Genomic DNA, 24,954 nt, shown 5'->3' with positions numbered 1-24,954 from the left:
GAACTCAGGTTTTGAACAACACACAAATCGGCGCCCTCTCCCTCGGGAGAGGGCTGGGGTGAGGGGCCCCGATCTCGAACCCACCACGCGACTCAGCACCAAATGAAAAAGGCGCCCTGCAACAGGCGCCTTTTTCACGGCCGGAATATCGCTATCCCTGTGACGAGGGAATCTTATCCCCCGATCGACTGCGTACGGTCGTCGTCAGTTCTGTGTCTGCCCGCCACCAAGCCTCATTCACCACCACGTGAACGTTCGGTAAAAAATCGACTTAGAACTTATAGCCCAGACCGACCATGTAGATGAACGGATCGACGTCCACATTCACCCGTGCACGGGTGCCGGGTGCGACGGCGTTGTTCTCGACGGTCGCGCGGGTGTCGATATCGATGTAGCGCACCTGGGCGTTGAGCATGATGTTGTCGGTGATCATGTAGTCGGCGCCGACCTGCCAGGCCAGGCCCCAGGAATTTTTCGCCTTGAAGTTGCTGAAGCCGTTGGCGCTGGCTTCGCTGCCGACGTGTTCGTCGTAGATCCAGGTGTAGTTGATGCCGCCGCCGACATAAGGCTGGAACGCTGATTTCGAATCCAGCGGGTAGTAGACGACGCTAAGGGTCGGCGGCAGGTGTTTCAGGGTGCCGAGCTTGCCATTGGCAGCGGGCAGGGCGGTGCCCTTGAGCTTGACGTCATGCTCGAACGGCGTGGCTGCCAGCAGTTCGATGCCGATGTTATTAGTGAGCATGTAGGCGAAGTTCAGACCCAGCTGGGTGTCGCTGCTCATGGTCGCCTTGCCGCCCAGATTGGTGCCGCTCAGCGGCCCCTGATCGACCTTGACGCTGGAGCTGTCGGCCTTCGGGTTGACGGTGATCGCGCCGGCACGCACGAGAATGTCACCCGCCTCGTGGGCGTGGGCGAGCGGGGCTGCGAGCGCAAGGGCAAACAGCGAGGCGCTGAGCAAGGACTTGTTCATGGGGGCTCCGAAAGACATGAAAAATGTTCGATGTCCTAGGGTACGAAGCCGTCTGATACGGTGTTTTGACTCAGCTCAATGAAACCGTAATACCCCCAAAAAGATCGCAGCCTTCGGCAGCTCCCACAGTTGAAATGCGATCCCATGTAGGAGCTGCCGAAGGCTGCGATCTTTTGATCTTGAAATCTACCGGAGTCTACTCCGGCAGCTCATACGCATAAATCTTCTCCGCCTCCATCTGATACCCGGCATCGGCCAGTTCACTGCTCGACGCTTTCACCTGTAACGGTCCTTCAACCCAGTACGGCTGATACAGCTCATCGAGCTTCACCCCCAGCTCGCTTTTCACATGAACGATCTGGTTCGACGGCGGTGGCGGTACGTGGATGCAGGCGCCGAAATACGGCACCAGCAAGAAGTCCGTGGTGCGTCCCTCTTCGCTGACTTCCAGTGGCACGATGTAACCCGGCAGGCGAATGTTCTGCCCGTCGAGGCTCTTCACCACCGGTGCGTTCGGCATGTCCTGCTTGGCCGCCGGCGCGGATTCGGCGGAGAGTGCGTCGCCCATCTTCGACAGGTCATGCAACGGCGTCATGTTCGGCACTTCCGGCGCAGCGTCCGGAGGGATCATTTCCGACCAGGTCAGGTCTTTCGGCGCCGCGGCCCACACGGGCAGGGCGACCAGCATCAGCAGCGCAAGCAGGGCGCGGGGCATGGTGAACATCCTCATAAACGGATCGACAGGCCATCGGCCAGGGATTGGCGATACGCGCGCCAGGCCGGCACGCTGCCCATCAGCAGCGCGGCCGCCAGAATGCCACCGAGCAGCGTCCATTCATACTCGCTCGGCCACGCCAGTGGCAGGTACAAGCCGTAGTTGGCCTGCACGTAACCTTGCGCAGCGGCGATGCCGATGTACAACAACGCCAGCCCGGCGATCACCCCGGTCAGCGCCAACGCAAAGGCTTCCAGCACCAAAAGGCTTGCGATGTGCCACGGTCGCGCGCCTACCGAGCGCAGAATCGCCATCTCGCGGCGACGCTCATTGAGGCTGGTGAGAATCGCCGTGAGCATGCCGATCAACCCGGTCAGCACAACAAACAGCGAAACCACGAACAGGGCTTTTTCAGCGGTGCTCATCAGGCTCCACAATTCCTGCAAGGCCACGCCCGGCAGGATCGCCAGCATCGGTTCGCCGCGGTATTCGTTGATCTCGCGTTGCAAGGCAAAGGTGGAAATCTTGCTGTTGAGACCGAGCATGAACGCGGTGATCGCTTGCGGCGTCAGGTCCATATTGCGTGCCTGATCGGCGCTGATCCGCCCGTTGCCGCGCGCCGGCACGCCGTTGTGCCAGTCGATGTGAATCGCCTCCATGCCGCCGAGGCTGATGTGCAGCGTGCGGTCTACCGGGGTGCCGGTGCGCTGGAGGATGCCGACCACGGTGAACGGTTTGTCGTCGTGCTTGACCAGGCTGATCGCCGCCACGCCGTGGGCCAGTACCAGTTTGTCGCCGAGCTTGTAATGCAGCGCTTCGGCGACTTCGGCGCCGAGCACCACTTCGAAAGGATCATTGGCAAACGCACGTCCGTCTGCCAGCGCCAGATGTTGCTGGCGCCCGTACTGGTAGTGCTCGAAATAGGCTTCGGTGGTGCCCATCACACGATAGCCGCGATGGGAGTCACCGAGGGACATCGGGATCGCCCACTTCACTTTCGGGTTGCTAGCGAAGTGTTCAAAGCTGTCCCAGCGGATGTTGTTGGTGGCATTGCCGATGCGGAACACCGAATACAGCAGCAGATTGACCGAGCCGGAGCGGGCGCCGACGATCAGATCAGTGCCGCTGATGGTGCTGGCGAAACTGGCTTTGGCTTCGGTGCGTACGCGCTCGACGGCGAGCAGCAGGCACACCGAAAGAGCAATGGCGAAAGCGGTGAGCAGGGCAGTGAAACGGCGGTTGGCCAGGCTGGCCATGGCCAGACGAAACAGATACATCTCAGACCTCGGCAGACGTGGCGGCGCGGTTAAGCTCGGCCAGGGACAGGTGACGGTCGAACAGCGGCGCCAGGCTCTGATCGTGGCTGACGAACAACAGACTCGATCCGGCCTCGCGGCATTCGGCGAACAGCAGGCGAATGAAATTTTCGCGGGCGTCGTAATCCAGCGCCGAGGTCGGTTCGTCGGCGATCACCAGTTCCGGTTGGCCGATCAATGCGCGGGCGGCAGCGACCCGTTGTTGCTGGCCGATGGACAAGGAATCGGCGCGGCGACTGAGCAGGCTTTGGTCTTTCAGACCCAAGTGGGCGAGCAACGTGGCGGCGGCTTGATCGACGCTGCCGTGGCGCTGTTTCGCTCGTTGCGCGCGCAGTTTCGAGAAGTGACACGGCAACTCGACGTTCTCGCGCACCGAGAGAAACGGTAGCAGATTGAATTGCTGGAAAATGTAGCCGGTGTGATCGACACGGAACGTATCGCGCTTGCCGGCGGAGAGTTCGGTCAGCTCCTGGCCGAGCAGGCGAATGCTGCCGCGATTGGGCTTCTGCACCCCGCCAAGCAGGCCGAGCAGGGTGGTCTTGCCGCTGCCGCTGGGGCCTTTGAGAAACAGGGTTTCGCCGGCTTCCAGACGAAACGCCGGGATGTCCAGCAGCGTCGGGTGACCGGGCCAGTTGAAGCCAAGGTCGGAAAGTTCGATGAGTGCTTGGGTCATTTGAAACCGATCGGGTAGTTGCGTGGCCACTGTGTAGGAGCGAGCCTGCTCGCGATGGCGGTGGGTCAGTCAGCATAGATGCTGAATGTGCTGGCCTCATCGCGAGCAGGCTCACTCCTACAGGGGGTCTCTACAATATTCAGAATTTCAGCGCAGCCGATTTCGCCGTCACTTCCGTGCCTTGCTGGCCGCTGGCGCTGATCAGTTGTACCTGAATCTTCTGCGTCGCCGGGAAGGTCTTGAAGACGTTCGCCAGATCCAGCGTATTCAGCGCCCCCGGTGTGGCGCAGTTGAACTGGTAATGCGCATGGATTTCGCTGTGGTCGTGGTGATGCTCGTGACCGTCCTTGTCCGCTTCATCTTCGTCGTGATCGTCGGTGTCCGGCTTGTCGCCGAACAGCGGGCTTTCCAGTTCCTGGCTGACCACTTTGCAACCGGCCGCAGCGGGCAGACTGAACAGCGCCAATGGTTTTTCCAGCTGCGCCCGGGCGGCAGCGACTTTGGCCTTGTCCGCGTCCGACGTGGCCGCATGTTCGAAACCGACCAGGTTCATCGCCGGGCTTTCCAGTTCCAGCTCCAGGGTCTGACCGTCGAGCGCGGCATTCAGGCGACCCACACCATGCTCATGGGCGCCGAGGCTGCCGTGCTCATGGTCGTGATCGTGCTCATCAACCGCATGGGCAGCGGCCAGCGGCAACAGGGCAAACGGCAAAGCGAGCAGCAAACGACGCATGGCGGACTCCAAAAAATGAAAAGTTTGTTATGTAATCTTATAACGAAAGTGCGCAGAGTGTGCCCGTGCGCTTGGGATTGCGCAAGACATGGCTAAGCACCGCCCGGGATGAGTTCGCGGGCGGTGCTGGGATTGGATGTCATGCTTGCAGAATCAGAAGCCTGCGCCGGGATAGTCGAACCAATAGCGTCCCGAAAGAACATCGTTGATCAGATTTGCGTCGAGCACGCTCGGGGCATCGCGACTGAAACGCTGTCGCCAAGCCGGAAGCCACCAGTAGTTGATGGCTGTTCCGCGCGGAAATACCACCAGAGTCAGCACCTCCTTATCCATTTTGCCCTGCGTGTAGAGTTGATGACTGCGATCCATCAGGGCCATGTACTGGTCGATTGGCAGTCTGAACATCAGTGCCATGGTGAAGATTTTTTCACTCTGACTGAACGCCGGACTCTGCAGTACCCGCAATGCTTCGCAAGTGTGTGAATTCGGTTGACTCGCTATGCTCTGGCCTTCGGGGGTTGAAAGTATGTCGAAACGATCATCCATGTCTTGCCAGTCGGTCCGGCTATTGCGCTCAAAGTAATCACGAATAACAAAGGTCAGTGGACCTGCCGTTTCCACATCAGCGGGACAAGCCGAAAGATCGGCAGGCAACCAGATGCGCCATGCCACGATGAGCAAAAACGGAATTATGAGGAGGAGCGAATAAGGGCGTTTCATTGTGGCGTGCTGTGTTTGTAGCGTCGGAAAATAGTGAAGTCATGGTCGCTGGGATTTGCATTACCGGTCGCATGGCGAAAACCTGCGTCGTTAACTTCAACTTTTTCCCACCCTGCAGAAATGCATACGCCCTTCGTTAGAACGAAGCCGACATGGCCACTGGCGTCGGAATAATTCATTGCGTAAGCGCCGACGTCCCCGGGCAACGGCGTGCGCTCGACTTTCCAGCTGTTGAGCAATCGTTGTCCATTCGCCCATTCACCCGCGAGCGGAGGGCTAACCTTGGAGAAATATGGCAGGTATTTCGATTTGCCATGTTCAATCAACGCCACGTTGACCCCAATTGCGGTCAGCACGTCGTAGACGAACAGATTGCATTTATTTGTGTTTGGTGGAAATTCCACGCTCTGCCTGAGAGTAGGGTGTGGTAGCGACTTTTTGCTTTTATTCCCTGCCCATTGTGTTGATCCCCGGTGTGACAGCGCCTCCATCAGTATCCTGCGCGGCATGTCCTGAATGACGACTTTCACCGTTCGGGTTTCATTGGTACGTTTCACACCATATTCGACTTCGTAGAACGCGTCGTTCGAGACAGCGCCGCTGGTCGTTAGCGGGACTTTTACCCACGGTGATATCGCTACGACCGAAAGAGACTTCCCTGGATTCAACGTCGCAGTGTGCATACCTTTTTTTGTACCGGAGTTCCCCACAATCTGAACCGTCACTTCGTGGGTGTCTCGGGTCTTGATCGACGATAGTTCCTTGCCCGCGAGCGTTATAGCGATCTGGCCGTTTTTGGACATTAATGAATAAATGCGAGGCCTGTCATCGTTTTGAACGATGTTGTCATCTACGACCTGACCGTCAATAAGCAGCTGAAATTTTACGCCTGGCGGTGGCTGCATCAGAAAGTCTTTAAAGATGAGTTTGATTTCCGATTTCATGACAAATCCTGTGTCAGGGGCTCTTCATAGGCATAGAAAGTCCATTCGGAATCTTCCCCTACCAACAGGGTGTCGTAATCCGAAGCGTTTTTTACCGGGTGTTCGCAGCCTTCGCCTGTGAGGTTGCAAGTGCTGTCTTGTAAAACGGCAACCTTCGCCTTGTCCTTGAGTTTGTAAGCCAAACCTGGCTTTTCCGTGTCATCGAGGCGTTCGATGATGACCTGCAAGTAGCGATAAGAGGTCAGGGCAGCAATCGGTGGCCCCATGTCAATTGGAGCGGGCCGGCCAATTCCTGCAAAACCACTGTGTTGCTGAGTGAGCAGCTTATTTGTCATGGGCGGACAACCGCAGGCGACGTAGTCACCCTCTAGCGCAGCTGGTCCGGCAGGTAAAATCAGCGTTCGTTCACCCACTGCTACGATGGGGCCTTTGCCAGGCCCACAAACCGGACAACTGGCGAGTTGTCCAATGGAAGCGATTATTCTTCCTTCGATATTGAGGTTCTCATTTCCTTCAAGTATCACGCCACCTGTAGAGGTCGGGCCTCCTTTAGAGGCCAGTTTTCGTCCTGAAGACATTGGGAATCCTTCCCGCAAAAAGAGATTAATTTAGCCGATTAACCGGGAATTACCAGATGTGTTTGGCGCCCTTTACTTGGCGTTGCACAAGTCCCGTGGGAGCATGCAGGTCAGAAAATTGCGGGAGCGAACTCGATGTTGCGAATACGCGGAACGGTCGGCGAGGTGCCGGTGGATTTGACGGTGGAGCTGGATGACAGCGATTGGGCGAGGCTGGGTTCGGCGCTGAGTGGGCAGGCGCCGGTTGCGCAGTCTGAGGCGGTTGCGCCAGCTCCGGCGGCGAAACCGGTGAATCAGGACGATGCGCTGTGGCAGGTGGCCAAAGACTTGCTGCGCAAGGCCGGGCAACTCAGTGGGCCGGTTCTGCTCGATCAACTGGAAGCGCTGACCGGCAGTGCGGTGGCGGGCAAGCGTTTGCTCGTGCGTTTGCGCCACAGTTCCGATGTGAAAGTGGCGAGCGGCGGGGATACGCCGCTCTACAGCTGGATCGAGTGAACCGCTAAAGATCGCAGCCTTCGGCAGCGCCTACAAAGGCGTACACCGTCCCGGTGTAGGAGCTGCGGCAGGCTGCGATCTTTTGCTCTCAATAAAGCGCAGCAAACATCTTGCGGCGATACACCGTCACCAACGGGTGATCATTGCCCAGCAGCTCGAACACCTGCAGCAAGGTCTTGTGCGGCAAGCCTTCGCCATAGTTGCGGTTGCGGATGAACAGTTTGAGCAGGGCGTCCAGCGCCGCTTCGTATTGCTGGCGTGCCAGTTGCTGGATCGCCAGTTGATACACCGCTTCATCGTCCTGCGGATTTTGCGCCAGGCGGCTCTTCAGGTCGGCGGCGTCCGGCAGGTCCCGGGCGAGGCCGAGAAACTGGATCTGCGCCTTGGCCCCAGCGAGTGCGGCTTTGTGCTCATCGCTCTTGACCGCGTCGAGCACAGTTTGCGCTTCGCCCAGCTCACCGCGTTCGGTCAGGCAGCGTGCGTAAAGGATCAGCGCCCTGGCGTTGGTATTGTCTTCATTGAGCATGGCGACCAGCGCCGCTTCGGCCTCGGCGAAACGACCGTCGTCGAACATCGCCTGAGCCTGTTCGAACGGGTCGGCAGCAGCCGGTGGCGGCATTTGCACATGCGGTTCGAGCAGGGCGCGCACGGCAGATTCCGGTTGAGCGCCGGCAAAGCCATCGACCGGCTGACCGTCCTTGAACAGCACCACGGTCGGCAGGCTGCGAATGCCGAAGCGGGCGACGATGTCCTGCTCGATGTCGCAATTGACCTTGGCCAGCAGCAGCTCGCCCTGATAGCTCTCGGCAATGCCTTGCAGCATCGGCATCAACGCCTTGCACGGCGCACACCATTCGGCCCAGAAATCCACCAGCACCGGTTTGTTGAAGGAGGCTTCGATCACCGACTGGTCGAAATCGGCAGTCGTGGCGTCGAAGATGTACGGCGTTTGCTGACTCATGGGGGATCTCTCTAAGCGTCAATGAACGCACTATAAGGGGTGGCGCAAAAGATCGCAGCCTTCGGCAGCTCCTACATGGGAACGCTATCCAGAGTAGGAGCTGCCGAAGGCTGCGATCTTTTGGCGGCGTCAGTCACGCCGCGCATGGTAGAGGCTGACATGTCGGAATTCTTCCGGCTCGGCCAGATCCGGCAAGGTCATCGCCTCGAGCATTTCAATTCGCTCATACAGCGGATGCCGAAAATCGCGCACCCGCGAATCCGCCACCAGCGCCTCACGCCCTCGACTGAGAAACGCATCGAGCAGCGGCAGATTGGCCCGGTCGTACAACACGTCGGCGACCAGAATCAGATCGAAGCGATCGGCCTCGGCAAAGAAATCCGTCGAGTAGTTCATCTGCACATCATTGAGCTCGGCATTCGCCCGGCACGCGGCGATCGCCAACGGATCGAGATCGCAGGCCACCACTTCCAGCGCGCCGGCCTTCAGCGCCGCGATCCCGGCAATCCCGGAACCGGCGCCGAAATCCAGCACGCGCTTGCCCCGCACCCAGTCGGGGAACCGCGCCAGATAGCGCGCCACCGCCAGACCGCTGGCCCAGCAAAAACTCCAATAGGGCGGTTCATGCAGGATGCGCTGGGTTTCTTCCTGGCTGAACTCGCGCGCCATGTTGTCGCCGTCGATCAGCCACAGCTGCAAATCGGTGCCGGGCAACGCGCAGGCTTTCAGTCTGGCGTCGCCGAGCAATTCGCCCAAGGCCTGTTGCAGGTCGAGCGGTGCCTTCATGGCGCTTTGACGAATTGCAGCTGGCCCAAAGCCTGAGTGGTCGGTTGGGTGATGGTCTGCGACGGCAGGTGCAGAATCAGTTGCCCGGACTGGCTGGCGCGCCCACGCAGCTCAACCCGTGCGCCAGCCGGAAACGCCTCAGGGTTGAAGCGCAGGTGAAACGGCAGGATCTGGTTGTTGCCGATCAGGCTGGAACTGGCGAGCAGTTGCTGCGGGCGGTCCTTTTCGTCGATCACCAGCAGCGCCAGTTCGACTTCGGCGCCGGCCGGCACGCCTTGCAGGGTGCCGCTCAGTTCGCGCTGATGCGCCGGCAGCGGGCCGAGTTCGGCGGCTTCTTTGGCTTTTTTCTGCGCCTGCTGCGGCGCAGGGCCTGGCGTCGGCGGTTGCGGCTTGGGTGCGTCGCTGCCACAGGCCACCAGCAGGCTGAAAAGACTGAGCAAAACGAGCGGACGTAACGGCATTGGAGGCTCCGGCAGAATGAATTCCATGGATCAGACGATCATGCCGTTCTGTATACCGTAAAGCCTATGGCTTGTCTTGCCACGGGGATGCGCTACCATGGCCCTCCCATTTTTTGTTGCCAGCCACCATGCACTGTCCCTTCTGCGGTGCCAACGACACCAAGGTCATCGACTCGCGTCTGGTCGCCGAGGGCGAACAGGTGCGCCGCCGGCGTGAATGCCTGGCCTGCGGCGAACGTTTCACGACGTTCGAGACGGCCGAACTGGTGTTGCCGCGCCTGATCAAAACCGATGGCAGCCGCCAACCGTTCGACGAAGAAAAACTCCGCGCCGGCATGCAGCGCGCGCTGGAGAAACGTCCGGTGAGCGTCGAGCGCCTCGAATCCTCTCTGGTCCACATCAAGCACAAGTTGCGCGCCACCGGCGAGCGCGAGGTCAAATCCCTCGTGGTCGGCGAACTGGTGATGGCCGAGCTGCAAAAACTCGATGAGGTCGCGTATATCCGTTTTGCCTCGGTGTACCGGCGCTTTCAGGACCTCAATGAATTCCGCGAAGAGATCGACCGCCTCGCCCGCGAACCGGTGAAAGAATGACCATCGCCGCCGAGCAGGCGATCCTCGACGCGCATTTCATGGCGCGCGCGCTGGAACTGGCGCGCAAGGGCCACTACACCACCCATCCCAATCCACGGGTCGGTTGTGTGCTGGTGCGTGACGGGCAGATTGTCGGCGAAGGTTGGCATGAGCGCGCCGGCGAACCCCATGCCGAAGTCCACGCCCTGCGCGCCGCCGGCGAGCAGGCCCGGGGCGCGACGGCGTACGTGACTCTCGAACCCTGCAGCCACCACGGGCGCACGCCGCCGTGCGCCGATGCCTTGGTGACCGCCGGCGTTGCCCGGGTCGTGGCGGCGATGCGTGATCCCAATCCACAGGTCGCCGGACGCGGTTTGCAACGCCTGGCCGAGGCCGGTATCGCCACGCAAAGTGGTGTGCTGGAAGCGGAAGCGCGCAAGCTCAATCAAGGTTTTCTGAAACGCATGGAGCACGGCTTGCCGTTCGTGCGGGTCAAGTTGGCCATGAGCCTCGACGGTCGCACAGCGATGGAAAGCGGCGAGAGCCAGTGGATCACCGGCCCGGCGGCGCGTTCTGCGGTGCAGCGGTTGCGTGCAGCAGCGGCGGTGGTGCTGACCGGCGCCGACACGGTGCTGGCCGATGGTGCGCGGTTGACCGTGCGCGCTGACGAACTCGGTCTCGACAGCGAACAAACTGCGCTGGCCATGAGTCGTCCGCCGCTGCGCGTGCTCATTGACGGCCGCCTGCGGGTGCCGCTGGATGCGCCGTTTTTCAAGGCCGGGCCGGCGCTGGTCGCCACCTGTGTTGCGGTCGAAGAGCAATACGCCAACGGCCCGGAATGCCTGATCGTGCCGGGTGAAGACGGCCAGGTCGATCTGCATCGGTTGCTCATCGAACTGGCCGATCGTGGCACCAACGAGGTGCTGGTCGAGGCTGGTCCGCGTCTGGCCGGCGCCTTTGCGCAACTCGGTCTGGTCGACGAATTCGTGATCTTCATCGCCGGCAAGTTCCTCGGCTCCACGGCGCGTCCATTGCTCGACTGGCCGCTGGCGCAGATGAAGGACGCGCCGGAGCTGAAAATCACTGAAATCCGCGCGGTGGGCGATGACTGGCGAGTCACTGCGATCCCTGTCCCTTCAGCCCGCGTATAATTCCCGGCCATCGCGTTAGCGCTGGCCCCCGTTCTCAAGGAGAACCCCATGTTCACCGGCATCATCGAATCCATCGGCAGTATCCGCGCACTGACCCCAAAGGGTGGTGATGTGCGGGTGCACGTCGCAACCGGCAAGCTCGACCTGAGCGACGTCAAACTGGGCGACAGCATCGCGGTCAACGGCGTTTGCCTGACCGCCGTCGAGTTGCCCGGTGACGGCTTTGCCGCCGACGTCAGCCGCGAAACCCTCGATTGCACCGCCATGAATGACCTGAAAAGCGGCAGCCCGGTCAATCTTGAAAAAGCCCTGACCCCGACCACTCGTCTCGGCGGGCATCTGGTCAGCGGTCACGTCGATGGTGTCGGCGAAGTGGTCTCGCGCAGTGACAATGCCCGCGCCGTGGAATTTCGCATCCGCGCGCCGAAGGAACTGGCCAAGTACATCGCCCATAAAGGCTCGATCACCGTCGACGGCACCAGCCTGACCGTGAACGAAGTCGATGGCGCCGAATTCATGCTGACGATCATTCCGCACACCTTGAGCGAAACCATCATGGCTGCGTACAAGCCGGGCCGCCGGGTGAACCTGGAAGTCGACTTGCTGGCGCGTTATCTGGAGCGTTTGCTGCTGGGCGACAAAGCCGCTGAGAAGACCGCCGGCAGCACCATCACCGAAAGCTTTCTGGCCCAAAACGGCTACCTCAAATAATTTAAAAGAAGGGGGTGCCTTGTGGCGCTCAATAGCATCGAAGAGCTGGTTGAAGACATCCGCCAAGGCAAGATGGTCATCCTCATGGATGACGAAGACCGCGAGAACGAAGGCGATCTGATCATGGCCGCCGAATGCTGCCAGGCCGAACACATCAACTTCATGGCCAAGCACGCCCGTGGCCTGATCTGCATGCCGATGAGCCGCGAGCGTTGCGAATTGTTGAAGCTGCCGCTGATGGCGCCGCGCAACGGTTCCGGTTTCGGCACCAAGTTCACCGTATCGATCGAAGCCGCCGAGGGCGTGACCACCGGTATTTCCGCTGCAGATCGCGCGCGCACCGTGCAAGCGGCTGCCGCCAAAGACGCCAGGGCTGAAGACATCGTCAGCCCGGGCCACATTTTTCCGCTGATGGCCCAGGCCGGCGGCACCCTCGCGCGCGCCGGCCACACTGAAGCCGCTTGCGACCTGGCGCGCATGGCCGGTTTCGAGCCGAGCGGAGTGATCTGCGAAGTGATGAACGACGACGGCACCATGTCCCGTCGCGCTGAACTCGAAGCATTCGCCGCTGAACACAACATCAAGATCGGCACCATTGCCGACCTGATTCACTACCGGATGATCCACGAACGTACCGTTCAGCGGATTGCCGAGCAGCCGCTGGACAGCGAACTGGGCCAATTCAACCTGGTGACCTATCGTGATTCGGTGGAAGGCGACGTGCACATGGCCCTGACGCTGGGCACTGTCTGCGCCGAAGAGCCAACCCTGGTTCGCGTGCACAACATGGACCCGCTGCGCGACCTGTTGATGGTCAAGCAACCGGGCCGCTGGAGCCTGCGCGCCGCCATGGCTGCGGTCGCCGAGGCCGGCAGCGGTGTGGTGCTGTTGCTCGGTCACCCGCTCGATGGCGACGTGTTGCTGGCGCATATCCGTGAAACCGGTGAGCAGGCAGCGCCGAAAAAACCGACCACCTACAGCATTGTCGGTGCCGGTTCGCAGATCCTGCGTGACCTCGGCGTGCGCAAAATGCGCTTGATGTCGGCACCGATGAAGTTCAATGCGATATCCGGTTTCGATCTGGAAGTTGTAGAATACGTGCCCTCCGAATAATGACCCTGTGAATTCGGCATTGTTGACGTAGATCGATTGTGGTGAGGGAGATTGCTCGCCACACGTTCATCATCGAGCAGCAATGCGGTGTTTCCGGCCATGAAATCGCGGCTTATATCACTGAGGGATGCGTACGAGACGCGTCCCGGCTCTTTAAGAGAACTGACGAATGACCCTGAAGACCATCGAAGGTACCTTCATCGCCCCTAAAGGCCGCTACGCTCTGGTAGTGGGCCGTTTCAACAGCTTCGTGGTTGAAAGCCTGGTCAGCGGTGCCGTTGATGCCCTGGTTCGCCACGGCGTGAGCGAAGGCGACATCACCATCATCCGCGCACCGGGCGCCTTCGAAATCCCGCTGGTTGCGCAGAAAGTCGCCCAGAAAGGCGAGTTCGCAGCCATCATCGCCCTCGGCGCGGTCATTCGTGGCGGTACTCCGCACTTCGAATACGTGGCTGGCGAGTGCACCAAAGGCCTGGCCCAGGTCTCCATGGAGTTCGGCGTACCGGTCGCGTTTGGCGTACTGACCGTTGATTCCATCGAGCAAGCCATCGAGCGTTCCGGCACCAAGGCCGGTAACAAAGGTGCCGAAGCTGCCCTGTCCGCTCTGGAAATGGTCAGCCTGCTGGCGCAGTTGGAGGCCAAGTGATTAGCGACGAAAGCGATCGTTTCAACCCGCGCGATCCGAAACCTGCGGATGCCGGCAAGCCGTCGAAAAGCGCCAAGCGTCGTGAAGCCCGTCAGCTCGCGACCCAGGCGCTGTACCAATGGCACATGGCCAAGCAATCGCTGAACGAGATCGAAGCGCAGTTTCGCGTTGATAACGATTTCACCGATGTCGACGGTGCCTACTTCCGCGAAATCCTTCACGGGGTTCCGCAGTTCAAGACCGAAATCGACACCGCCCTGACGCCGTGCCTGGATCTGACGATCGAAGAGCTGGACCCGGTTGAACTGGCGGTTCTGCGCCTGTCGACCTGGGAGCTGCTCAAGCGCGTCGACGTGCCGTACCGTGTTGTGATCAACGAAGGTATCGAGCTGGCCAAAGTGTTCGGTTCGACCGACGGCCACAAGTTCGTCAACGGCGTGCTCGACAAGCTGGCCCCGCGCCTGCGTGAAGCTGAAGTGAAGGCGTTCAAGCGCTGATCGGCGCTTGAATACTTTTTCTCGGCCATGGGCGAGTTTGAGCTGATCCGCAATTTCTTCGCCGCCGCGCCTTGTGCGCAGGGCGGCGAGGCCGTTGCTTTGGGGATCGGCGACGACTGCGCCTTGCTGGCAGTTCCCGCAGGGGAACAGCTGGCCGTTTCCACCGATACGCTGGTGGCCGGTGTGCATTTCGCCGACCCCTGCGATCCGTTTCTGCTCGGTCAGCGTTCGCTGGCCGTCGCGGTCAGCGATCTGGCCGCCATGGGTGCCGCGCCCGTTGCCTTTACTCTTGCCCTGACTTTACCGACGGTGACTGCCGATTGGCTGCAAGCCTACGCCCGTGGTTTGAACCAGATGGCGCAAGGCTGCGGCGTGGCACTGGTCGGCGGTGACACCACGCGCGGGCCTTTGAGCCTGACGGTCACCGTGTTCGGCCGCGTACCTGCAGGGCAGGCGTTGACCCGCAGCGGCGCGCAGTCCGGTGATCTGCTCTGTGTCGGTGGCGAACTGGGCAATGCGGCCGGCGCCTTGCCGCTGGTGCTGGGCCAGCGTGCTGCCGCGCCCGAGGTCGGCCAGCCGCTGCTCGATCATTACTGGTCACCACAGCCGCAACTGGCGCTCGGTCAGGCTCTGCGCGGCAAGGCCACGGCGGCGCTGGACATCTCCGACGGCCTGCTCGCCGATTGCGGGCATATCGCGCTGGCCTCCGGGGTGCGACTTGAAATTGAACGCGAGCGCGTACCGTTGTCGGATGCTTTAGTCGCGTTTCTCGGTCAGCGCGGTGCCGAGCGCGCGGCATTGAGCGGGGGCGACGACTACGTGCTGGCCTTCACCTTGCCGTCCGCCGCGTTGCCGGCACTGCTGGGCGATGGCTGGCCGATCCATGTGATCGGGCGCGTGGCGTCGGGCCAGGGCGTGGTCCTGCTGGATCGTGACGGGCGCGACATCACTCCGCAAATCCGCGGCTACCAACACTTTCAGGAGACACCGTGACAGATCACCCGAAACAGGTCCCTGCCGAATTCGTGCCTCCTTCGGTCTGGCGCAATCCGTGGCATTTCCTCGCGTTCGGCTTCGGCTCCGGCACCTTGCCCAAGGCGCCGGGCACGTGGGGCTCGCTGGTGGCGCTGCCGTTCATTCCGTTGTGGCAGATGCTGCCCGACTGGGGTTACTGGCTGATGCTCGGCATCACCATGCTGTTCGGCTTCTGGCTGTGCGGCAAAGTCGCTGACGACCTGCGCGTGCATGACCACGAAGGCATCGTCTGGGACGAAATGGTCGGCATGTGGATCACCCTGTGGCTGGTGCCGGAAGGCTGGTACTGGTTGCTCGCGGGTTTTCTGGTATTCCGCTTCTTCGATATTCTCAAGCCGTGGCCGATCCGCTGGATCGATAAGCATGTGCATGGCGGCGTCGGCATCATGCTCGACGACGTGCTCGCCGGTGTCTTCGCCTGGCTGGCGATGCAAGGGCTGGTCTGGGTATTCGCCTGATTCGATTCACGTGAGGAAACAAGCAATGCTGCGACGCGGGTTGGCCCTGCTGGTTCTGGCTCTGCTGGGCACGTTCGCCCATGCGCACGCCGCCGCGCCTGTACCCGCGGTCATCCATCTGGCCAGCGAAGACTGGGAAGACTACACCGCCGCCGATGGCCATGGTCTGGCTTGGGACGTGCTGCGCAAAGTCTTCGAGCCGGCCGGGGTGAAGCTGGATATCCGCACGGTACCGTACACCCGTTCGATCGGGCTGGTGCAGTTGAAGGAAGTCGACGCGCAGGTCGGCTCCTACCGCGACGAAGCCGAGCACGTGTTGTACCCGCAATGGAATTTCGACTCCGATCACGTTTACGCACTTGGCCTGGCCAGCAGCCCGCCACCGACTCAGGCAACCTTGGGCAAATACCGCCTGGCCTGGGTGCGCGGCTACCGCTACGACAACTACCTGCCGAACATCAAACGCTTCAACCAGATCGAACGGCGCACCGGCATTCTGCTGATGCTCAAGCAGGGGCGGGCCGACTACTACATCGACGCGCTGACCGAGATTCAGGCGGTCATGCGCGATGCGGCGGATCCGGCGCAGTACCGTTATTCGCATCTGGCTGAATTGCCGCTGTTTCTCGGTTTCGCCGATACCCCACAGGCCCGGACGTTGATGGCGCTGTATGACCGGCGCATGGCGGAGTTGGTGAAGAGCGGAGAGTTGAAGGCGATCTTCGCGAAGTGGCAGCAGCCATATCCGTTCAACCCGAACTGAGGCCCAACACAAACCCCCTGTAGGAGTGAGCCTGCTCGCGATAGCGGACTGACATTCAGCAATGATGTCGTCTGATCAACCGCTATCGCGAGCAGGCTCACTCCTACAAGGAACCGATGCAGGGCAGTCTGTCATCAAACTTTTTGATCGTTATGCCCGATAATTCAGCCTGAGCGTCCACAGGAACCTGCTGTTACAATGCCGGCCTGCGAATTTTCAGTCTTCTAGATCAGGAGCACATCGGTGCCTGTCGTCTTCGTCGCCGCTTCCAAGCTGCCAACGCCTTTTGCGCAATTCACCATGCACGGCTTTCTCGATGAGAGCACCGGGCGTGAGCACGTCGTGCTGAGCCTCGGTGAAATTGCCGATGGCGCCCCGGTACTTGGCCGCCTGCACTCCGAATGCCTGACCGGCGATGCCTTGTTCAGCCAGCGCTGCGACTGCGGTTCGCAACTGGAAGCCGCGTTGCAGGCGATCGCCCGCGAAGGCCGTGGCGTGCTGCTGTATCTGCGTCAGGAAGGCCGCGGCATCGGGCTGCTGAACAAGATTCGCGCCTACGAGTTGCAGGACGGCGGCGCCGACACCGTGGAAGCCAACGAGCGTCTGGGCTTTGCCGCCGATCAGCGTGATTACGCCATGTGCCTGCCGATGCTCGAGCATTTGGGCGTGAAATCCCTGCGTTTGATGACCAACAATCCGCGCAAGGTCAAAGCGCTGACCGACATGGGCATCGTCGTCGCCGAACGCGTGCCGCTGCACACCGGCCACAATCCGCACAACAAACTCTACCTGGCCACCAAGGCCAGCAAGCTCGACCACATGATGGGCAACGAGCATCAGGGCGAGGCCGACCGCGCGTGACTCGCGGCCAGGTGCGACGTCGGCTGTCGGTGGCCTGGTGGCAATACCTGGCGTTGGCCCTGTTGCCGCTGTTCGTGCTCAACGCGCTGTTTGGCGAAGGCCAGGGCCTGTTGCCAGTGTTGGCGATGCCCTTGTTCATCGCCGGCGTCGCCTCGATGTTTGGCAGCCTGAAATATTTCGCTCGCTACAAACACGCGCTGATCGCCACGCAAAAAGCCCTCGATACTGCCGATGAACCCGCTGCGTGGATCGCCTTGGCGGCGCGTCGGCGCGCAGCGTTGCTGGTGGCATCTTTGCCGGCGTGGATCGGCGCACTGGCGGTATTCGTCGGCCTCGAAGCCGTGCCGTTGATGCTGCTGGCGCTGTCCACCGCCGTGCTGTTCTACCTCTACCGAATCCCGCGTCAACTCGGTTGATGCGTCGCCTGTGGCTGGCGGTTCTGCTGCTCGCCCTGAGCAGCCCGGCGCTGGCCGGATTGCGGGTAGTCAGCCTCGCGCCGTCGCTGACTGAAATTGTCGTTGAACTGGATTCAGCCGATCTGCTGGTCGGCGTGCTGGATGCGGGCGAGCGTCCAGCGGCGATTGCTGATGTTCCGTCCGTGGGCCGCTATGGCCAGCTGGACATGGAGCGCTTGCTCAGTCTCAAACCGGATCTGCTCTTGCTCTGGCCCGGCAGCGTTGGCGCAGGGCAGCGCGATCAGCTCAAGCGCCTGAACATTCCCACCTTCATCGCCGAGCCGCATACGTTGACGCAACTCGCCGCGCAGATCGAAGCCATTGCCGAACAGCTCGGGCGTCCTGAGCGTGGGGCCAAACGGGCGGCCGAATTGCGCGCGCAGCTGGAGGGTATGCGTCAGCGTTATCAGCGTGATGTACCGTTGCGTGTGTTTTATCAGGTCTGGGACAAGCCGCTGTACACCGTCGGAGGCGGACAGATCATCAGCGATGCACTTGAAGTGTGCGGCGCACGCAATGTGTTCGCCGACTTGAATCTGCCGGCGCCGCAGGTGAGCATCGAGGCAGTGTTGCAGCGAGATCCCGAGGTGATTGTTGCCAGTGATCAGGCCCAGCTTGGGGCATGGAAGGTCTGGCCGCAGGTGGCGGCGGTCAGGCAGGGGAGGCTGCTATTGGTCACTGATAAAGGCCTCGAGCGACCGAGCGGGCAGATGATCAGCGCGACTGCCAAGCTTTGCCAATTGATCGCGCCGGATCGGTAGATCGTATCGCCTGTATTCGCGAGCAGGCTCGCTCCCACACTGAACTTGCGGTGAAAACAAAATGTGGCCGCACTCAATCTACTGTGGGAGCGAGCCTGCTCGCGAAGAGGCCAGTCCGCCAAAAAAATCTCAGCTCAGAGTTCAGGGGTCCAGGTCACCCCGAACATCCACGCCCGACCTTCCTCGCGATAGCCATACTGCGCGCCGTCATAGCTGTAATTCGCCCGGCTGTAACCCTTGTCCAGCAGGTTGTCGACCTTCAGATCCAGCTTGATCTCACGGTTCAACGCCCAACTGCTGCGCAGTCCGAATGTGCCGTAGCCACCCAGCGATTGGGTGTTGTTCAGATCATCGTAACTGCCGCTGACCAATTGCCAACTGGCGCCGAGCCCCAAACGATCGAACTGCCGATCCACATCCCAACTGGCCGTGCGCCGCGCCCGTCGCGCCAGTGTGTGGCCGGTATCGCGATCGCGCGGATCAATGATTGCCACGCCAAGATTGCTCTGCCAGCCGAACAGCTCATGCTTGAGCGCCGCTTCGAAGCCATTGATCCGCGCCGACGCAACGTTCTGCGGGCGTGAGTTGCTGCCGAAGATGATCGCGTCTTCCAGATCGGTGCGGTAAATCGAGGCTTCCAGCCGCGCGCTGTCGCTCAACTGGATGCGCCATTGAAGTTCGTAGCTTTTCGAGGTCTCCGGTTTCAGGTCGGGATTGCTGAAATTCGGGTAGTACAGGTCGTTGAAGGTCGGCGCGCGGAAACCCTCGCTGTAGCTCAGCAGCAGATCGTTATCCGAATTCAGGGGCAGGGTGAAGGTGCCGCTCCAGGTGTTCTGGGTACCGAACTGTTGGTTGTCGTCGTGGCGCAGGCCGATCTCGGTGGAGAAACTGTCCGCCTGATAACGATGCTGGATAAAGGCTGCGCGGTTCCAGCGGCTGTCCTTGTCGAACTCAGTGCTGCTGTTGATCCGGTCTTCGTACCAGTCACCACCGAGGATCAGGCTGTTGCGCGCGTCGAGCGTCAGGTCGTTCTGCCAGTTCACTGAGTCGCGATAGGTGTTGAACACCGTGCGCTCGTCACTGAGCTTGTCGAAAGTCTTCTCGCGGTTTTCGCTGTGGCCGAATTCGACGCGGGTTTTCCAGGTTTCGTTGACCCGCGCATCGATGTAACTGCTCACGCTACTGATATTGAAGTCGCTGTACGGCTGCTGTTGCACCGACTCGAACGTGTCCATATCGAAGCGACCGAACGGGTTGTCGAATTCGCCCTTGCCACGGTTATCCAGCAGGTTGGCGCCGACTTCGATGTCCTCGTTCAGCGCGTGGCTGAGGCTCAGGCTGAGGGATTTGTTGCGGTAGGCGTCATGATCGCCATCGCTTGGAAACGAGTCGTGGGTGCGGTCGATCCCGGCGCTTTCGTCGAGGCTGGCGCCGAGGTTGAAACGGGTTTTGTCGTCACCGCCGGATAAACCGAGGCTGCGCTGCCAAGTCTGCTGGCTGCCGAAGCCGAGGTGCAGGCGTGGCTGCAAGCCTTGCCCAGTGCCGCGCCGGGTGAAAATCTGGATCACCCCGCCAATTGCATCGCTGCCATGAATCACCGAGCGCGAGCCGCGCAGCACTTCGACGCGCTCGATCTGCTCGATGTTCAGATGCTGCAGATTGCTGTCGCCGGAAGTCGAGTTGCCGATGCGCTGGCCATCGACCAGCACCAGACTCTGCGCCGACTGCGTGCCGCGGATGTAGATCCCCGGCAGACTGCCGCGCCCGCCGGTCTGCGCCACTTGCACGCCGGGCACGCGACGCAGCAGATCCGGCACGTCGCTTGGTTGCAGGCGATCAATGTCTTCACGGGTGAACACGGTGTTGGCGGCGCTGCTGTCGTTGCGCGCCTCGACCTGACGATTGGCGCTGATCAGTGTGTCCGGCAGCTTCAGCGCCTGATCACGCTCGAAGGTGTCGGCGACAGCGCTGGCGGTTGGCAGCAGGAGGAAGGGCAGGGCGAGGCGAGAGAGGTTCATGGCAATCTATGGTCTTTGCAAAACCATGTAGGAGCTGCCGAAGGCTGCGATCTTTTGATTTTGCTTTTTAAAGGTTCCGGAGCTGCCGAAGAGCAAGATCAAAAGATCGCAGCCTTCGGCAGCTCCTACAAGGGATTGCGTCAGCTGTTGAGCAAGGCCAGTCGCTGGCGAATCGACGCTTCGATCCCGGCCTCATCCAGCCCGCACTCGGCGAGCATCTGCGCCGGTTTCGCATGCTCGACGTAGATATCCGGCAAGCCCAGATGCAGCATCGACTTGAGGATGTTCTCGCGGGCGAGAAACTCGCTGACCGCGCCACCGGCGCCGCCCATGATCGCGTTCTCTTCGATGGTCACGATCAATTCGTGGCTACCGGCGATCTCGCGCACAAGCGCTTCATCCAGCGGTTTGACGAAACGCATGTCGACCACGGTAGCGTCGAGCTTCTCGGCGACTTTCAAGGCTTCGCTCAGTTGCACACCGAACACCAGCATGGCGACTTTGCTGCCCTGGCGACGGACGATGCCCTTGCCGATTTCGATTGCTTCGAGATCTTTTTCGATGACCGCATTCGGGCCGCTGCCGCGCGGGTAACGCACCGCCGCCGGGCCGTTGTAGAGGTGGCCGGTGGTGAGCATCTTGCGCAGTTCGTTTTCATCGCTCGGGGTCATGATGAGCATGCCCGGGATGCAGCGCAGGTACGACAGGTCGAAGCTGCCGGCATGGGTCGGGCCGTCTTCGCCGACCAGACCGGCCCGGTCGATGGCGAACAGCACATCGAGGTTCTGCACCGCGACGTCGTGCACCAACTGGTCGTAACCGCGTTGCAGGAACGTCGAGTAGATTGCGACCACCGGTTTCGCGCCTTCGCAGGCCATGCCGGCGGCGAACGTCACCGCGTGTTGCTCGGCAATCGCCACGTCGAAATAACGCTCGGGGAAACGCTCGCTGAACGCCACCAGATCCGAGCCTTCCTTCATCGCCGGAGTGATGCCGACGAGGCGCGCGTCGGCCGCGGCCATGTCGCACAGCCACTCGCCGAACACCGCCGAATACTTCGGCCCGCTGGTGGCTTTTGGCGCGGCGGCCGGGGCGTCCAGTGGTTCGAGTTTGGTGATCGCGTGGTAGCCGATCGGGTCGACTTCCGCCGGGGCGAAGCCTTTGCCTTTCTTGGTGACGATGTGCAGGAATTGCGGGCCTTTGAGATCGCGCATGTTGCGCAGGGTGGCGATCAAGGTTGGCAGATCGTGGCCGTCGATCGGGCCGATGTAGTTCCAGCCCAGCTCTTCGAACAGGGTGCCGGGGACCAGCATGCCCTTGGCATATTCTTCGGTGCGACGGGCGATTTCCCAGGCGCCGGGCAGGCGCGACAGGACTTTCTTGCTGCCCTCGCGCATGCTTGCGTAGGTGCGGCTGGAAAGGATCTTCGCCAGATAATTCGACAGCCCGCCGACGTTGCGCGAGATCGACATATCGTTGTCGTTGAGGATCACCAGCATGTTGGCGTTGACTTCCGGCGCATGGTTGAGCGCCTCGAACGCCATGCCGGCGGTCAGCGCACCGTCGCCGATCACGGCAATGGCCTTGCGATCGCTGTCCTGCAGGCGGGCGGCAATGGCCATGCCCAGCGCGGCGCTGATCGAGGTGCTGGAGTGGCCGACGCCAAAGGTGTCGTACTCGCTCTCGGAGCGACGCGGGAAAGCGGCGATGCCGTCCTTCTGACGCAGGCTGGCCATGCGCTCGCGGCGACCGGTGAGGATCTTGTGCGGATACGCCTGATGCCCGACGTCCCACAGCAGACGGTCGTCCGGAGTGTCGAAGACGTAATGCAGCGCGATGGTCAGCTCGATCACGCCCAGGCCGGCACCGAAATGCCCACCGGTCTGGCCGACCGTGTAGAGCAATTCCAGGCGCAACTCATCGGCCAGGGTTTCCAGCTCGGCTTCGCCTAACCGGCGCAGGCCGTCCGGCGTGTTCGCGCGGTCGAGCAGGGGCGTGGTCGGGCGCTTGCGGGGAATCTCATGAAACGTCGTGGGCATCAGGCGAATCGTTATAGGTATAAAAGATGCGGCAGTTTACCTGATGCATCGCCCCCTGCCCACGCGTTGGTATTTTTTGGCCGATACGCCGTCAGTTGCGTCGCTCGACGATATACCGGGCCAGCTCGCGCAAAGGCTCGGCTGCCGCGTCAAACGGTCGCAGTGCCTGCAGGGCTTGGTCGCGCAGTTCCAAAGCGTAGGCCTTGGCAGCATCGAGGCCGAGCAGCGCAGGGTAGGTCGGCTTGTCCCGGGCAATGTCGGCGCCCTGGCGTTTGCCGAGGGTGGCGGTATCGCTTTCCACGTCGAGGATGTCGTCCTGCACCTGAAACGCCAAACCGATGGCCTGTGCATAAGTCTGCAAGGCCTGTAGCTGATCGGGCTGGGCGCGGCCGCTGGCCAGGGCGCCGAGCTTGACGCTGACTTCAATCAGCGCGCCGGTCTTGTGCCGGTGCATCTGTTCGAGGGCCTTCTGATCGAGTTTGAGACCGACCGAACCAAGATCGATGGCCTGGCCACCGACCATGCCCGCCGGACCGGCGGCCTGGGCCAGCGCGGTGACCATCTGCAGACGGATTTCGCTGCTGCAATCGCTCAGGCGCGGATCGAGCAGGGCGCTGAAGGCCAGGCTCTGCAGGCCGTCACCGGCGAGGATCGCGCAGGCTTCGTCGAATTTCTTGTGGGTGGTCGGCTGGCCGCGACGCAGATCGTCATCGTCCATGGCCGGCAGATCGTCATGCACCAGCGAGTAGGCATGGATCAACTCGACCGCACACGCCGCGCCGCTGGCCTGTTCGGCCTGACCACCGAGGGCTTCGCACGCGGCGTAAGCCAGCAACGGACGGACGCGTTTGCCGCCGTTCATCACGCTGTAGCGCATCGCTTCGTAGAGCCGCGCCAGTTCCGGCAACGGCGCGTTGAACAGGGTCTCCAGCGCCGCATTGACCCGGGCCTGACTGCTCGCCGAATACGCCGCAATCATTCTGGCTCATCCGCGTCGAAGGGTTCCTCGGCGAGCTCGCCATCGCGCTCCAGCAGCACCTGCACTTTCTGCTCGGCCTGGGCCAGCGCCGCCTGGCAGTCCCGGGTCAGCCCGATGCCCTGCTCAAAAGCGGTCAGCGAGTCTTCCAGCGACAATTCACCGTTCTCCAGACGCTCGACCAGTGTTTGCAGGTCGGCGAGGGATTGTTCGAAATCCAGTGCAGCTTTTTTGCGGGCCATGGCGGCAATTTCCGGTAGACGTTAAACCGGCGCGACACTAGCAGATAGGGGGGGTATGGGCAAATGAGGGGGCTGCGCAGACACCGCCAAGACCCGGATAGACGCTGTGGCGAGGGAGCTTGCTCCCGCTGGGTTGCGCAGCAACCCCAAAATCAGCCACCGCGATCAACAGGTGAGCCGTGGTTGGCGGTCGGGGCCTGCTGCGCAGTCCAGCGGGAGCAAGCTCCCTCGCCACATGATTTTTGGTGACTCAGGACCATATAGGCTTGTTCGGCTCATTTTGTGAGCCGAATAACTTCGCTATTCGGCTCACGCCCTCTCGAAAGCGCAATTCCTACAGCAATCACACATGTATCCGATTGTTAAAAAACTGCCGAATCGCTAATCTTCGCAGCTTCTACGGCCCGACAGTTGCGGGTCATTCAGACGAAACGCAGTTCACCGCTGTGAAGTACCGAGGATCGGGTGCAAGGTTTCGTTCAAGGCATGGCAGGAGGCGTCACATGCGTTCATTTCTTTTGCTGCTGATGGGCCTCGCCTGCGCGCCTGCGCTGTGGGCGGCGCCGACTGCAGAGTTGTCCGAGCCGGTCGGCGGCTGGCGTTATCACGGCTTGCTCGATCGCTCGGAAAATCCGCAGGTCGCCTACCCGACGCCGCCGATCGATCGCGGCATCCAGCGCAATCGCACGATGATCCAGGGCCAGCTCAAGGCCCTGGGGCACATGCGCCCGCCGCACAGCCTCGCCGTCAACGGCAATCCATTGAATCTGTACACCGATGATCAGGGGCGTTTCGCTCGGCCCTACGCATTCGGTGCGGGTTCCAACAGCGTCGAAGTGATCAGCGCCGAAGGCCAGTCGCTCAAGCGCGTGCAATTTTATGAAGCAAATAATCTGCGCACGCCGGCGCGTATTCGTCTTGTCTTGGGATGGGACGACCCGAAAGCCGAGCTGGATCTGCACATTGTCACACCCGACGGTCAGCATGCGTTCTGGTCGCGGCCAGCACTGAGCAATGGCGGCGGCCTCGACCCGGATGGCGTCGACGGCCCCGGCCCGGAAATGTTCACCATGACCGCGCCGCTGCACGGCACCTATCTGGTCTACGTCAACTATTGGGGCAACTACGGCGATGGCGGCTATAACTTCGAGGAGACCAGCAACCAGAACGAGGTGATCACCTCGCAGATCACTCTGGTGCTGAACGAAAACAACGTCGACGAAAAACGCGAAACCTTCATCGTGCCTCTGCGGGCGATCGGTGATCTGTTGCTGGTCAAGACTTTCAACTATTAAGCATCCCGC

At 61.2% G+C, this 24,954-nt stretch carries 29 protein-coding genes; 14 read left to right on the top strand and 15 right to left on the bottom strand.

Going from position 1 to position 24,954, the window contains the following annotated elements:
- Window positions 1–271: 271 nt before the first annotated feature.
- The 8 genes from LIS66_RS23810 to LIS66_RS23775 all read right to left on the bottom strand — a co-directional run bounded on the left by LIS66_RS23810 (window position 272) and on the right by LIS66_RS23775 (window position 6,649).
- A complete protein-coding gene (locus LIS66_RS23810) occupies window positions 272–970 on the bottom strand; it encodes an OmpW/AlkL family protein (RefSeq protein ID WP_016772968.1) in 699 nt (232 codons plus the stop codon).
- A gap of 196 nt (window positions 971–1,166) precedes the next feature.
- Window positions 1,167–1,685, bottom strand: a complete 519-nt coding sequence (locus LIS66_RS23805) for a DUF3299 domain-containing protein (RefSeq protein ID WP_024014502.1) — start codon at window positions 1,683–1,685, stop codon at window positions 1,167–1,169.
- 11 nt (window positions 1,686–1,696) lie between these two features.
- Window positions 1,697–2,962, bottom strand: coding sequence for an ABC transporter permease (locus tag LIS66_RS23800; RefSeq protein ID WP_083353661.1), 1,266 nt, complete (start codon window positions 2,960–2,962; stop codon window positions 1,697–1,699).
- A gap of 1 nt (window position 2,963) precedes the next feature.
- Window positions 2,964–3,674: an ABC transporter ATP-binding protein gene (locus LIS66_RS23795; RefSeq protein ID WP_042610630.1), complete on the bottom strand. Its 711-nt coding sequence runs from the start codon at window positions 3,672–3,674 to the stop codon at window positions 2,964–2,966.
- Window positions 3,675–3,813: 139 nt separating this feature from the next.
- Window positions 3,814–4,407, bottom strand: coding sequence for a DUF2796 domain-containing protein (locus LIS66_RS23790; protein ID WP_227973160.1), 594 nt, complete (start codon window positions 4,405–4,407; stop codon window positions 3,814–3,816).
- Window positions 4,408–4,560: 153 nt separating this feature from the next.
- Entirely contained in the window at window positions 4,561–5,127 is a 567-nt protein-coding gene (locus LIS66_RS23785; RefSeq protein WP_227973159.1) for a hypothetical protein, read from the bottom strand.
- A complete protein-coding gene (locus LIS66_RS23780) occupies window positions 5,124–6,071 on the bottom strand; it encodes a CHAP domain-containing protein (RefSeq protein WP_227973158.1) in 948 nt (315 codons plus the stop codon). Before LIS66_RS23780 ends, LIS66_RS23785 begins: the two co-directional genes overlap by 4 nt.
- Window positions 6,068–6,649 carry a PAAR domain-containing protein gene (locus tag LIS66_RS23775; RefSeq protein ID WP_225930982.1) on the bottom strand — a complete coding sequence of 194 codons (582 nt, stop codon included), beginning with the start codon at window positions 6,647–6,649 and terminating at the stop codon, window positions 6,068–6,070. The genes LIS66_RS23780 and LIS66_RS23775 overlap by 4 nt, the downstream gene beginning before the upstream one ends.
- Before the next feature lie 135 nt (window positions 6,650–6,784).
- Between LIS66_RS23775 and LIS66_RS23770 the strand changes: the two genes are divergently transcribed.
- Entirely contained in the window at window positions 6,785–7,144 is a 360-nt protein-coding gene (locus LIS66_RS23770) for a hypothetical protein (protein WP_227973157.1), read from the top strand.
- Between the two features lie 88 nt (window positions 7,145–7,232).
- Here LIS66_RS23770 and trxA read toward each other — a convergent pair whose 3' ends face one another.
- The 3 genes from trxA to LIS66_RS23755 all read right to left on the bottom strand — a co-directional run bounded on the left by trxA (window position 7,233) and on the right by LIS66_RS23755 (window position 9,352).
- Window positions 7,233–8,105, bottom strand: coding sequence for a thioredoxin (gene trxA / locus LIS66_RS23765; RefSeq protein WP_123420070.1), 873 nt, complete (start codon window positions 8,103–8,105; stop codon window positions 7,233–7,235).
- 129 nt (window positions 8,106–8,234) lie between these two features.
- On the bottom strand, window positions 8,235–8,891 hold the full coding sequence (locus tag LIS66_RS23760; RefSeq protein ID WP_227973156.1) for a class I SAM-dependent methyltransferase: 657 nt from the start codon (window positions 8,889–8,891) through the stop codon (window positions 8,235–8,237).
- Entirely contained in the window at window positions 8,888–9,352 is a 465-nt protein-coding gene (locus LIS66_RS23755) for a YbaY family lipoprotein (protein ID WP_042610623.1), read from the bottom strand. The genes LIS66_RS23760 and LIS66_RS23755 overlap by 4 nt, the downstream gene beginning before the upstream one ends.
- A 128-nt stretch (window positions 9,353–9,480) precedes the next feature.
- Here LIS66_RS23755 and nrdR point away from each other — a divergent pair, with 128 nt between their 5' ends.
- The 12 genes from nrdR to LIS66_RS23695 all read left to right on the top strand — a co-directional run bounded on the left by nrdR (window position 9,481) and on the right by LIS66_RS23695 (window position 18,375).
- Window positions 9,481–9,945 carry a transcriptional regulator NrdR gene (gene nrdR / locus LIS66_RS23750; RefSeq protein ID WP_003228656.1) on the top strand — a complete coding sequence of 155 codons (465 nt, stop codon included), beginning with the start codon at window positions 9,481–9,483 and terminating at the stop codon, window positions 9,943–9,945.
- A complete protein-coding gene (ribD, locus tag LIS66_RS23745; RefSeq protein WP_227973155.1) occupies window positions 9,942–11,075 on the top strand; it encodes a bifunctional diaminohydroxyphosphoribosylaminopyrimidine deaminase/5-amino-6-(5-phosphoribosylamino)uracil reductase RibD in 1,134 nt (377 codons plus the stop codon). Before nrdR ends, ribD begins: the two co-directional genes overlap by 4 nt.
- 48 nt (window positions 11,076–11,123) lie before the next feature.
- A complete protein-coding gene (locus LIS66_RS23740) occupies window positions 11,124–11,786 on the top strand; it encodes a riboflavin synthase (RefSeq protein WP_039761896.1) in 663 nt (220 codons plus the stop codon).
- A 21-nt stretch (window positions 11,787–11,807) separates the two neighbouring features.
- Window positions 11,808–12,899, top strand: a complete 1,092-nt coding sequence (ribBA, locus tag LIS66_RS23735) for a bifunctional 3,4-dihydroxy-2-butanone-4-phosphate synthase/GTP cyclohydrolase II (protein WP_064364013.1) — start codon at window positions 11,808–11,810, stop codon at window positions 12,897–12,899.
- A 169-nt stretch (window positions 12,900–13,068) separates the two neighbouring features.
- On the top strand, window positions 13,069–13,545 hold the full coding sequence (gene ribE, locus LIS66_RS23730; protein WP_042610620.1) for a 6,7-dimethyl-8-ribityllumazine synthase: 477 nt from the start codon (window positions 13,069–13,071) through the stop codon (window positions 13,543–13,545).
- Window positions 13,542–14,042 (top strand): transcription antitermination factor NusB, encoded by a 501-nt coding sequence (nusB, locus tag LIS66_RS23725; RefSeq protein WP_042610619.1) that lies wholly within the window; start codon window positions 13,542–13,544, stop codon window positions 14,040–14,042. The genes ribE and nusB overlap by 4 nt, the downstream gene beginning before the upstream one ends.
- Before the next feature lie 27 nt (window positions 14,043–14,069).
- The gene (thiL, locus tag LIS66_RS23720; RefSeq protein WP_227973154.1) at window positions 14,070–15,035 is read left to right on the top strand and encodes a thiamine-phosphate kinase; all 966 of its coding nucleotides are present in this window, start codon (window positions 14,070–14,072) and stop codon (window positions 15,033–15,035) included.
- Window positions 15,032–15,535, top strand: a complete 504-nt coding sequence (locus LIS66_RS23715; RefSeq protein WP_039761886.1) for a phosphatidylglycerophosphatase A — start codon at window positions 15,032–15,034, stop codon at window positions 15,533–15,535. Before thiL ends, LIS66_RS23715 begins: the two co-directional genes overlap by 4 nt.
- A gap of 25 nt (window positions 15,536–15,560) precedes the next feature.
- Entirely contained in the window at window positions 15,561–16,298 is a 738-nt protein-coding gene (locus tag LIS66_RS23710) for a substrate-binding periplasmic protein (protein ID WP_065615593.1), read from the top strand.
- A gap of 243 nt (window positions 16,299–16,541) precedes the next feature.
- On the top strand, window positions 16,542–17,159 hold the full coding sequence (gene ribA / locus LIS66_RS23705; RefSeq protein ID WP_041477692.1) for a GTP cyclohydrolase II: 618 nt from the start codon (window positions 16,542–16,544) through the stop codon (window positions 17,157–17,159).
- Complete coding sequence (locus LIS66_RS23700) at window positions 17,156–17,575, top strand: MFS transporter (protein ID WP_227973153.1); 420 nt, start codon at window positions 17,156–17,158, stop codon at window positions 17,573–17,575. Before ribA ends, LIS66_RS23700 begins: the two co-directional genes overlap by 4 nt.
- Window positions 17,575–18,375, top strand: coding sequence for a cobalamin-binding protein (locus LIS66_RS23695; protein WP_227973152.1), 801 nt, complete (start codon window positions 17,575–17,577; stop codon window positions 18,373–18,375). The genes LIS66_RS23700 and LIS66_RS23695 overlap by 1 nt, the downstream gene beginning before the upstream one ends.
- A 134-nt stretch (window positions 18,376–18,509) precedes the next feature.
- On the opposite strand, the gene LIS66_RS23690 is transcribed toward LIS66_RS23695, so the two are convergent.
- The 4 genes from LIS66_RS23690 to LIS66_RS23675 all read right to left on the bottom strand — a co-directional run bounded on the left by LIS66_RS23690 (window position 18,510) and on the right by LIS66_RS23675 (window position 23,650).
- Entirely contained in the window at window positions 18,510–20,393 is a 1,884-nt protein-coding gene (locus LIS66_RS23690) for a TonB-dependent receptor domain-containing protein (protein WP_227973151.1), read from the bottom strand.
- A 140-nt stretch (window positions 20,394–20,533) separates the two neighbouring features.
- Complete coding sequence (gene dxs / locus LIS66_RS23685) at window positions 20,534–22,432, bottom strand: 1-deoxy-D-xylulose-5-phosphate synthase (protein ID WP_123420063.1); 1,899 nt, start codon at window positions 22,430–22,432, stop codon at window positions 20,534–20,536.
- Window positions 22,433–22,523: 91 nt separating this feature from the next.
- Window positions 22,524–23,411 (bottom strand): (2E,6E)-farnesyl diphosphate synthase, encoded by an 888-nt coding sequence (gene ispA / locus LIS66_RS23680; RefSeq protein ID WP_064364018.1) that lies wholly within the window; start codon window positions 23,409–23,411, stop codon window positions 22,524–22,526.
- Window positions 23,408–23,650 carry an exodeoxyribonuclease VII small subunit gene (locus tag LIS66_RS23675; RefSeq protein ID WP_016772991.1) on the bottom strand — a complete coding sequence of 81 codons (243 nt, stop codon included), beginning with the start codon at window positions 23,648–23,650 and terminating at the stop codon, window positions 23,408–23,410. The genes ispA and LIS66_RS23675 overlap by 4 nt, the downstream gene beginning before the upstream one ends.
- A gap of 503 nt (window positions 23,651–24,153) precedes the next feature.
- Here LIS66_RS23675 and LIS66_RS23670 point away from each other — a divergent pair.
- Entirely contained in the window at window positions 24,154–24,945 is a 792-nt protein-coding gene (locus LIS66_RS23670) for a YfaP family protein (protein ID WP_227973150.1), read from the top strand.
- Window positions 24,946–24,954 lie beyond the last annotated feature (9 nt).

Origin of the sequence: Pseudomonas sp. HN2 (assembly GCF_020736465.1) — a bacterium.
GTDB classification, from domain to species: domain Bacteria; phylum Pseudomonadota; class Gammaproteobacteria; order Pseudomonadales; family Pseudomonadaceae; genus Aquipseudomonas; species Aquipseudomonas moraviensis_A.
The sequence above is the reverse complement of the archived record's forward strand: the minus strand, read 5'-3'. Positions and strand labels throughout refer to the sequence as shown.

Excerpts from the sequence above, each read along its gene's own strand:
- LIS66_RS23810 (WP_016772968.1), bottom strand. The coding sequence starts at position 970 with ATGAACAAGTCCTTGCTCAGCGCCTCGCTGTTTGCCCTTGCGCTCGCA.
- LIS66_RS23805 (WP_024014502.1), bottom strand. The coding sequence starts at position 1,685 with ATGCCCCGCGCCCTGCTTGCGCTGCTGATGCTGGTCGCCCTGCCCGTG.
- LIS66_RS23800 (WP_083353661.1), bottom strand. The coding sequence starts at position 2,962 with ATGTATCTGTTTCGTCTGGCCATGGCCAGCCTGGCCAACCGCCGTTTC.
- LIS66_RS23795 (WP_042610630.1), bottom strand. The coding sequence starts at position 3,674 with ATGACCCAAGCACTCATCGAACTTTCCGACCTTGGCTTCAACTGGCCC.
- LIS66_RS23790 (WP_227973160.1), bottom strand. The coding sequence starts at position 4,407 with ATGCGTCGTTTGCTGCTCGCTTTGCCGTTTGCCCTGTTGCCGCTGGCC.
- LIS66_RS23785 (WP_227973159.1), bottom strand. The coding sequence starts at position 5,127 with ATGAAACGCCCTTATTCGCTCCTCCTCATAATTCCGTTTTTGCTCATC.
- LIS66_RS23780 (WP_227973158.1), bottom strand. The coding sequence starts at position 6,071 with ATGAAATCGGAAATCAAACTCATCTTTAAAGACTTTCTGATGCAGCCA.
- LIS66_RS23775 (WP_225930982.1), bottom strand. The coding sequence starts at position 6,649 with ATGTCTTCAGGACGAAAACTGGCCTCTAAAGGAGGCCCGACCTCTACA.
- LIS66_RS23770 (WP_227973157.1), top strand. The coding sequence starts at position 6,785 with ATGTTGCGAATACGCGGAACGGTCGGCGAGGTGCCGGTGGATTTGACG.
- trxA (WP_123420070.1), bottom strand. The coding sequence starts at position 8,105 with ATGAGTCAGCAAACGCCGTACATCTTCGACGCCACGACTGCCGATTTC.
- LIS66_RS23760 (WP_227973156.1), bottom strand. The coding sequence starts at position 8,891 with ATGAAGGCACCGCTCGACCTGCAACAGGCCTTGGGCGAATTGCTCGGC.
- LIS66_RS23755 (WP_042610623.1), bottom strand. The coding sequence starts at position 9,352 with ATGCCGTTACGTCCGCTCGTTTTGCTCAGTCTTTTCAGCCTGCTGGTG.
- nrdR (WP_003228656.1), top strand. The coding sequence starts at position 9,481 with ATGCACTGTCCCTTCTGCGGTGCCAACGACACCAAGGTCATCGACTCG.
- ribD (WP_227973155.1), top strand. The coding sequence starts at position 9,942 with ATGACCATCGCCGCCGAGCAGGCGATCCTCGACGCGCATTTCATGGCG.
- LIS66_RS23740 (WP_039761896.1), top strand. The coding sequence starts at position 11,124 with ATGTTCACCGGCATCATCGAATCCATCGGCAGTATCCGCGCACTGACC.
- ribE (WP_042610620.1), top strand. The coding sequence starts at position 13,069 with ATGACCCTGAAGACCATCGAAGGTACCTTCATCGCCCCTAAAGGCCGC.
- thiL (WP_227973154.1), top strand. The coding sequence starts at position 14,070 with ATGGGCGAGTTTGAGCTGATCCGCAATTTCTTCGCCGCCGCGCCTTGT.
- LIS66_RS23710 (WP_065615593.1), top strand. The coding sequence starts at position 15,561 with ATGCTGCGACGCGGGTTGGCCCTGCTGGTTCTGGCTCTGCTGGGCACG.
- LIS66_RS23695 (WP_227973152.1), top strand. The coding sequence starts at position 17,575 with ATGCGTCGCCTGTGGCTGGCGGTTCTGCTGCTCGCCCTGAGCAGCCCG.
- LIS66_RS23690 (WP_227973151.1), bottom strand. The coding sequence starts at position 20,393 with ATGAACCTCTCTCGCCTCGCCCTGCCCTTCCTCCTGCTGCCAACCGCC.
- dxs (WP_123420063.1), bottom strand. The coding sequence starts at position 22,432 with ATGCCCACGACGTTTCATGAGATTCCCCGCAAGCGCCCGACCACGCCC.
- ispA (WP_064364018.1), bottom strand. The coding sequence starts at position 23,411 with ATGATTGCGGCGTATTCGGCGAGCAGTCAGGCCCGGGTCAATGCGGCG.
- LIS66_RS23675 (WP_016772991.1), bottom strand. The coding sequence starts at position 23,650 with ATGGCCCGCAAAAAAGCTGCACTGGATTTCGAACAATCCCTCGCCGAC.
- LIS66_RS23670 (WP_227973150.1), top strand. The coding sequence starts at position 24,154 with ATGCGTTCATTTCTTTTGCTGCTGATGGGCCTCGCCTGCGCGCCTGCG.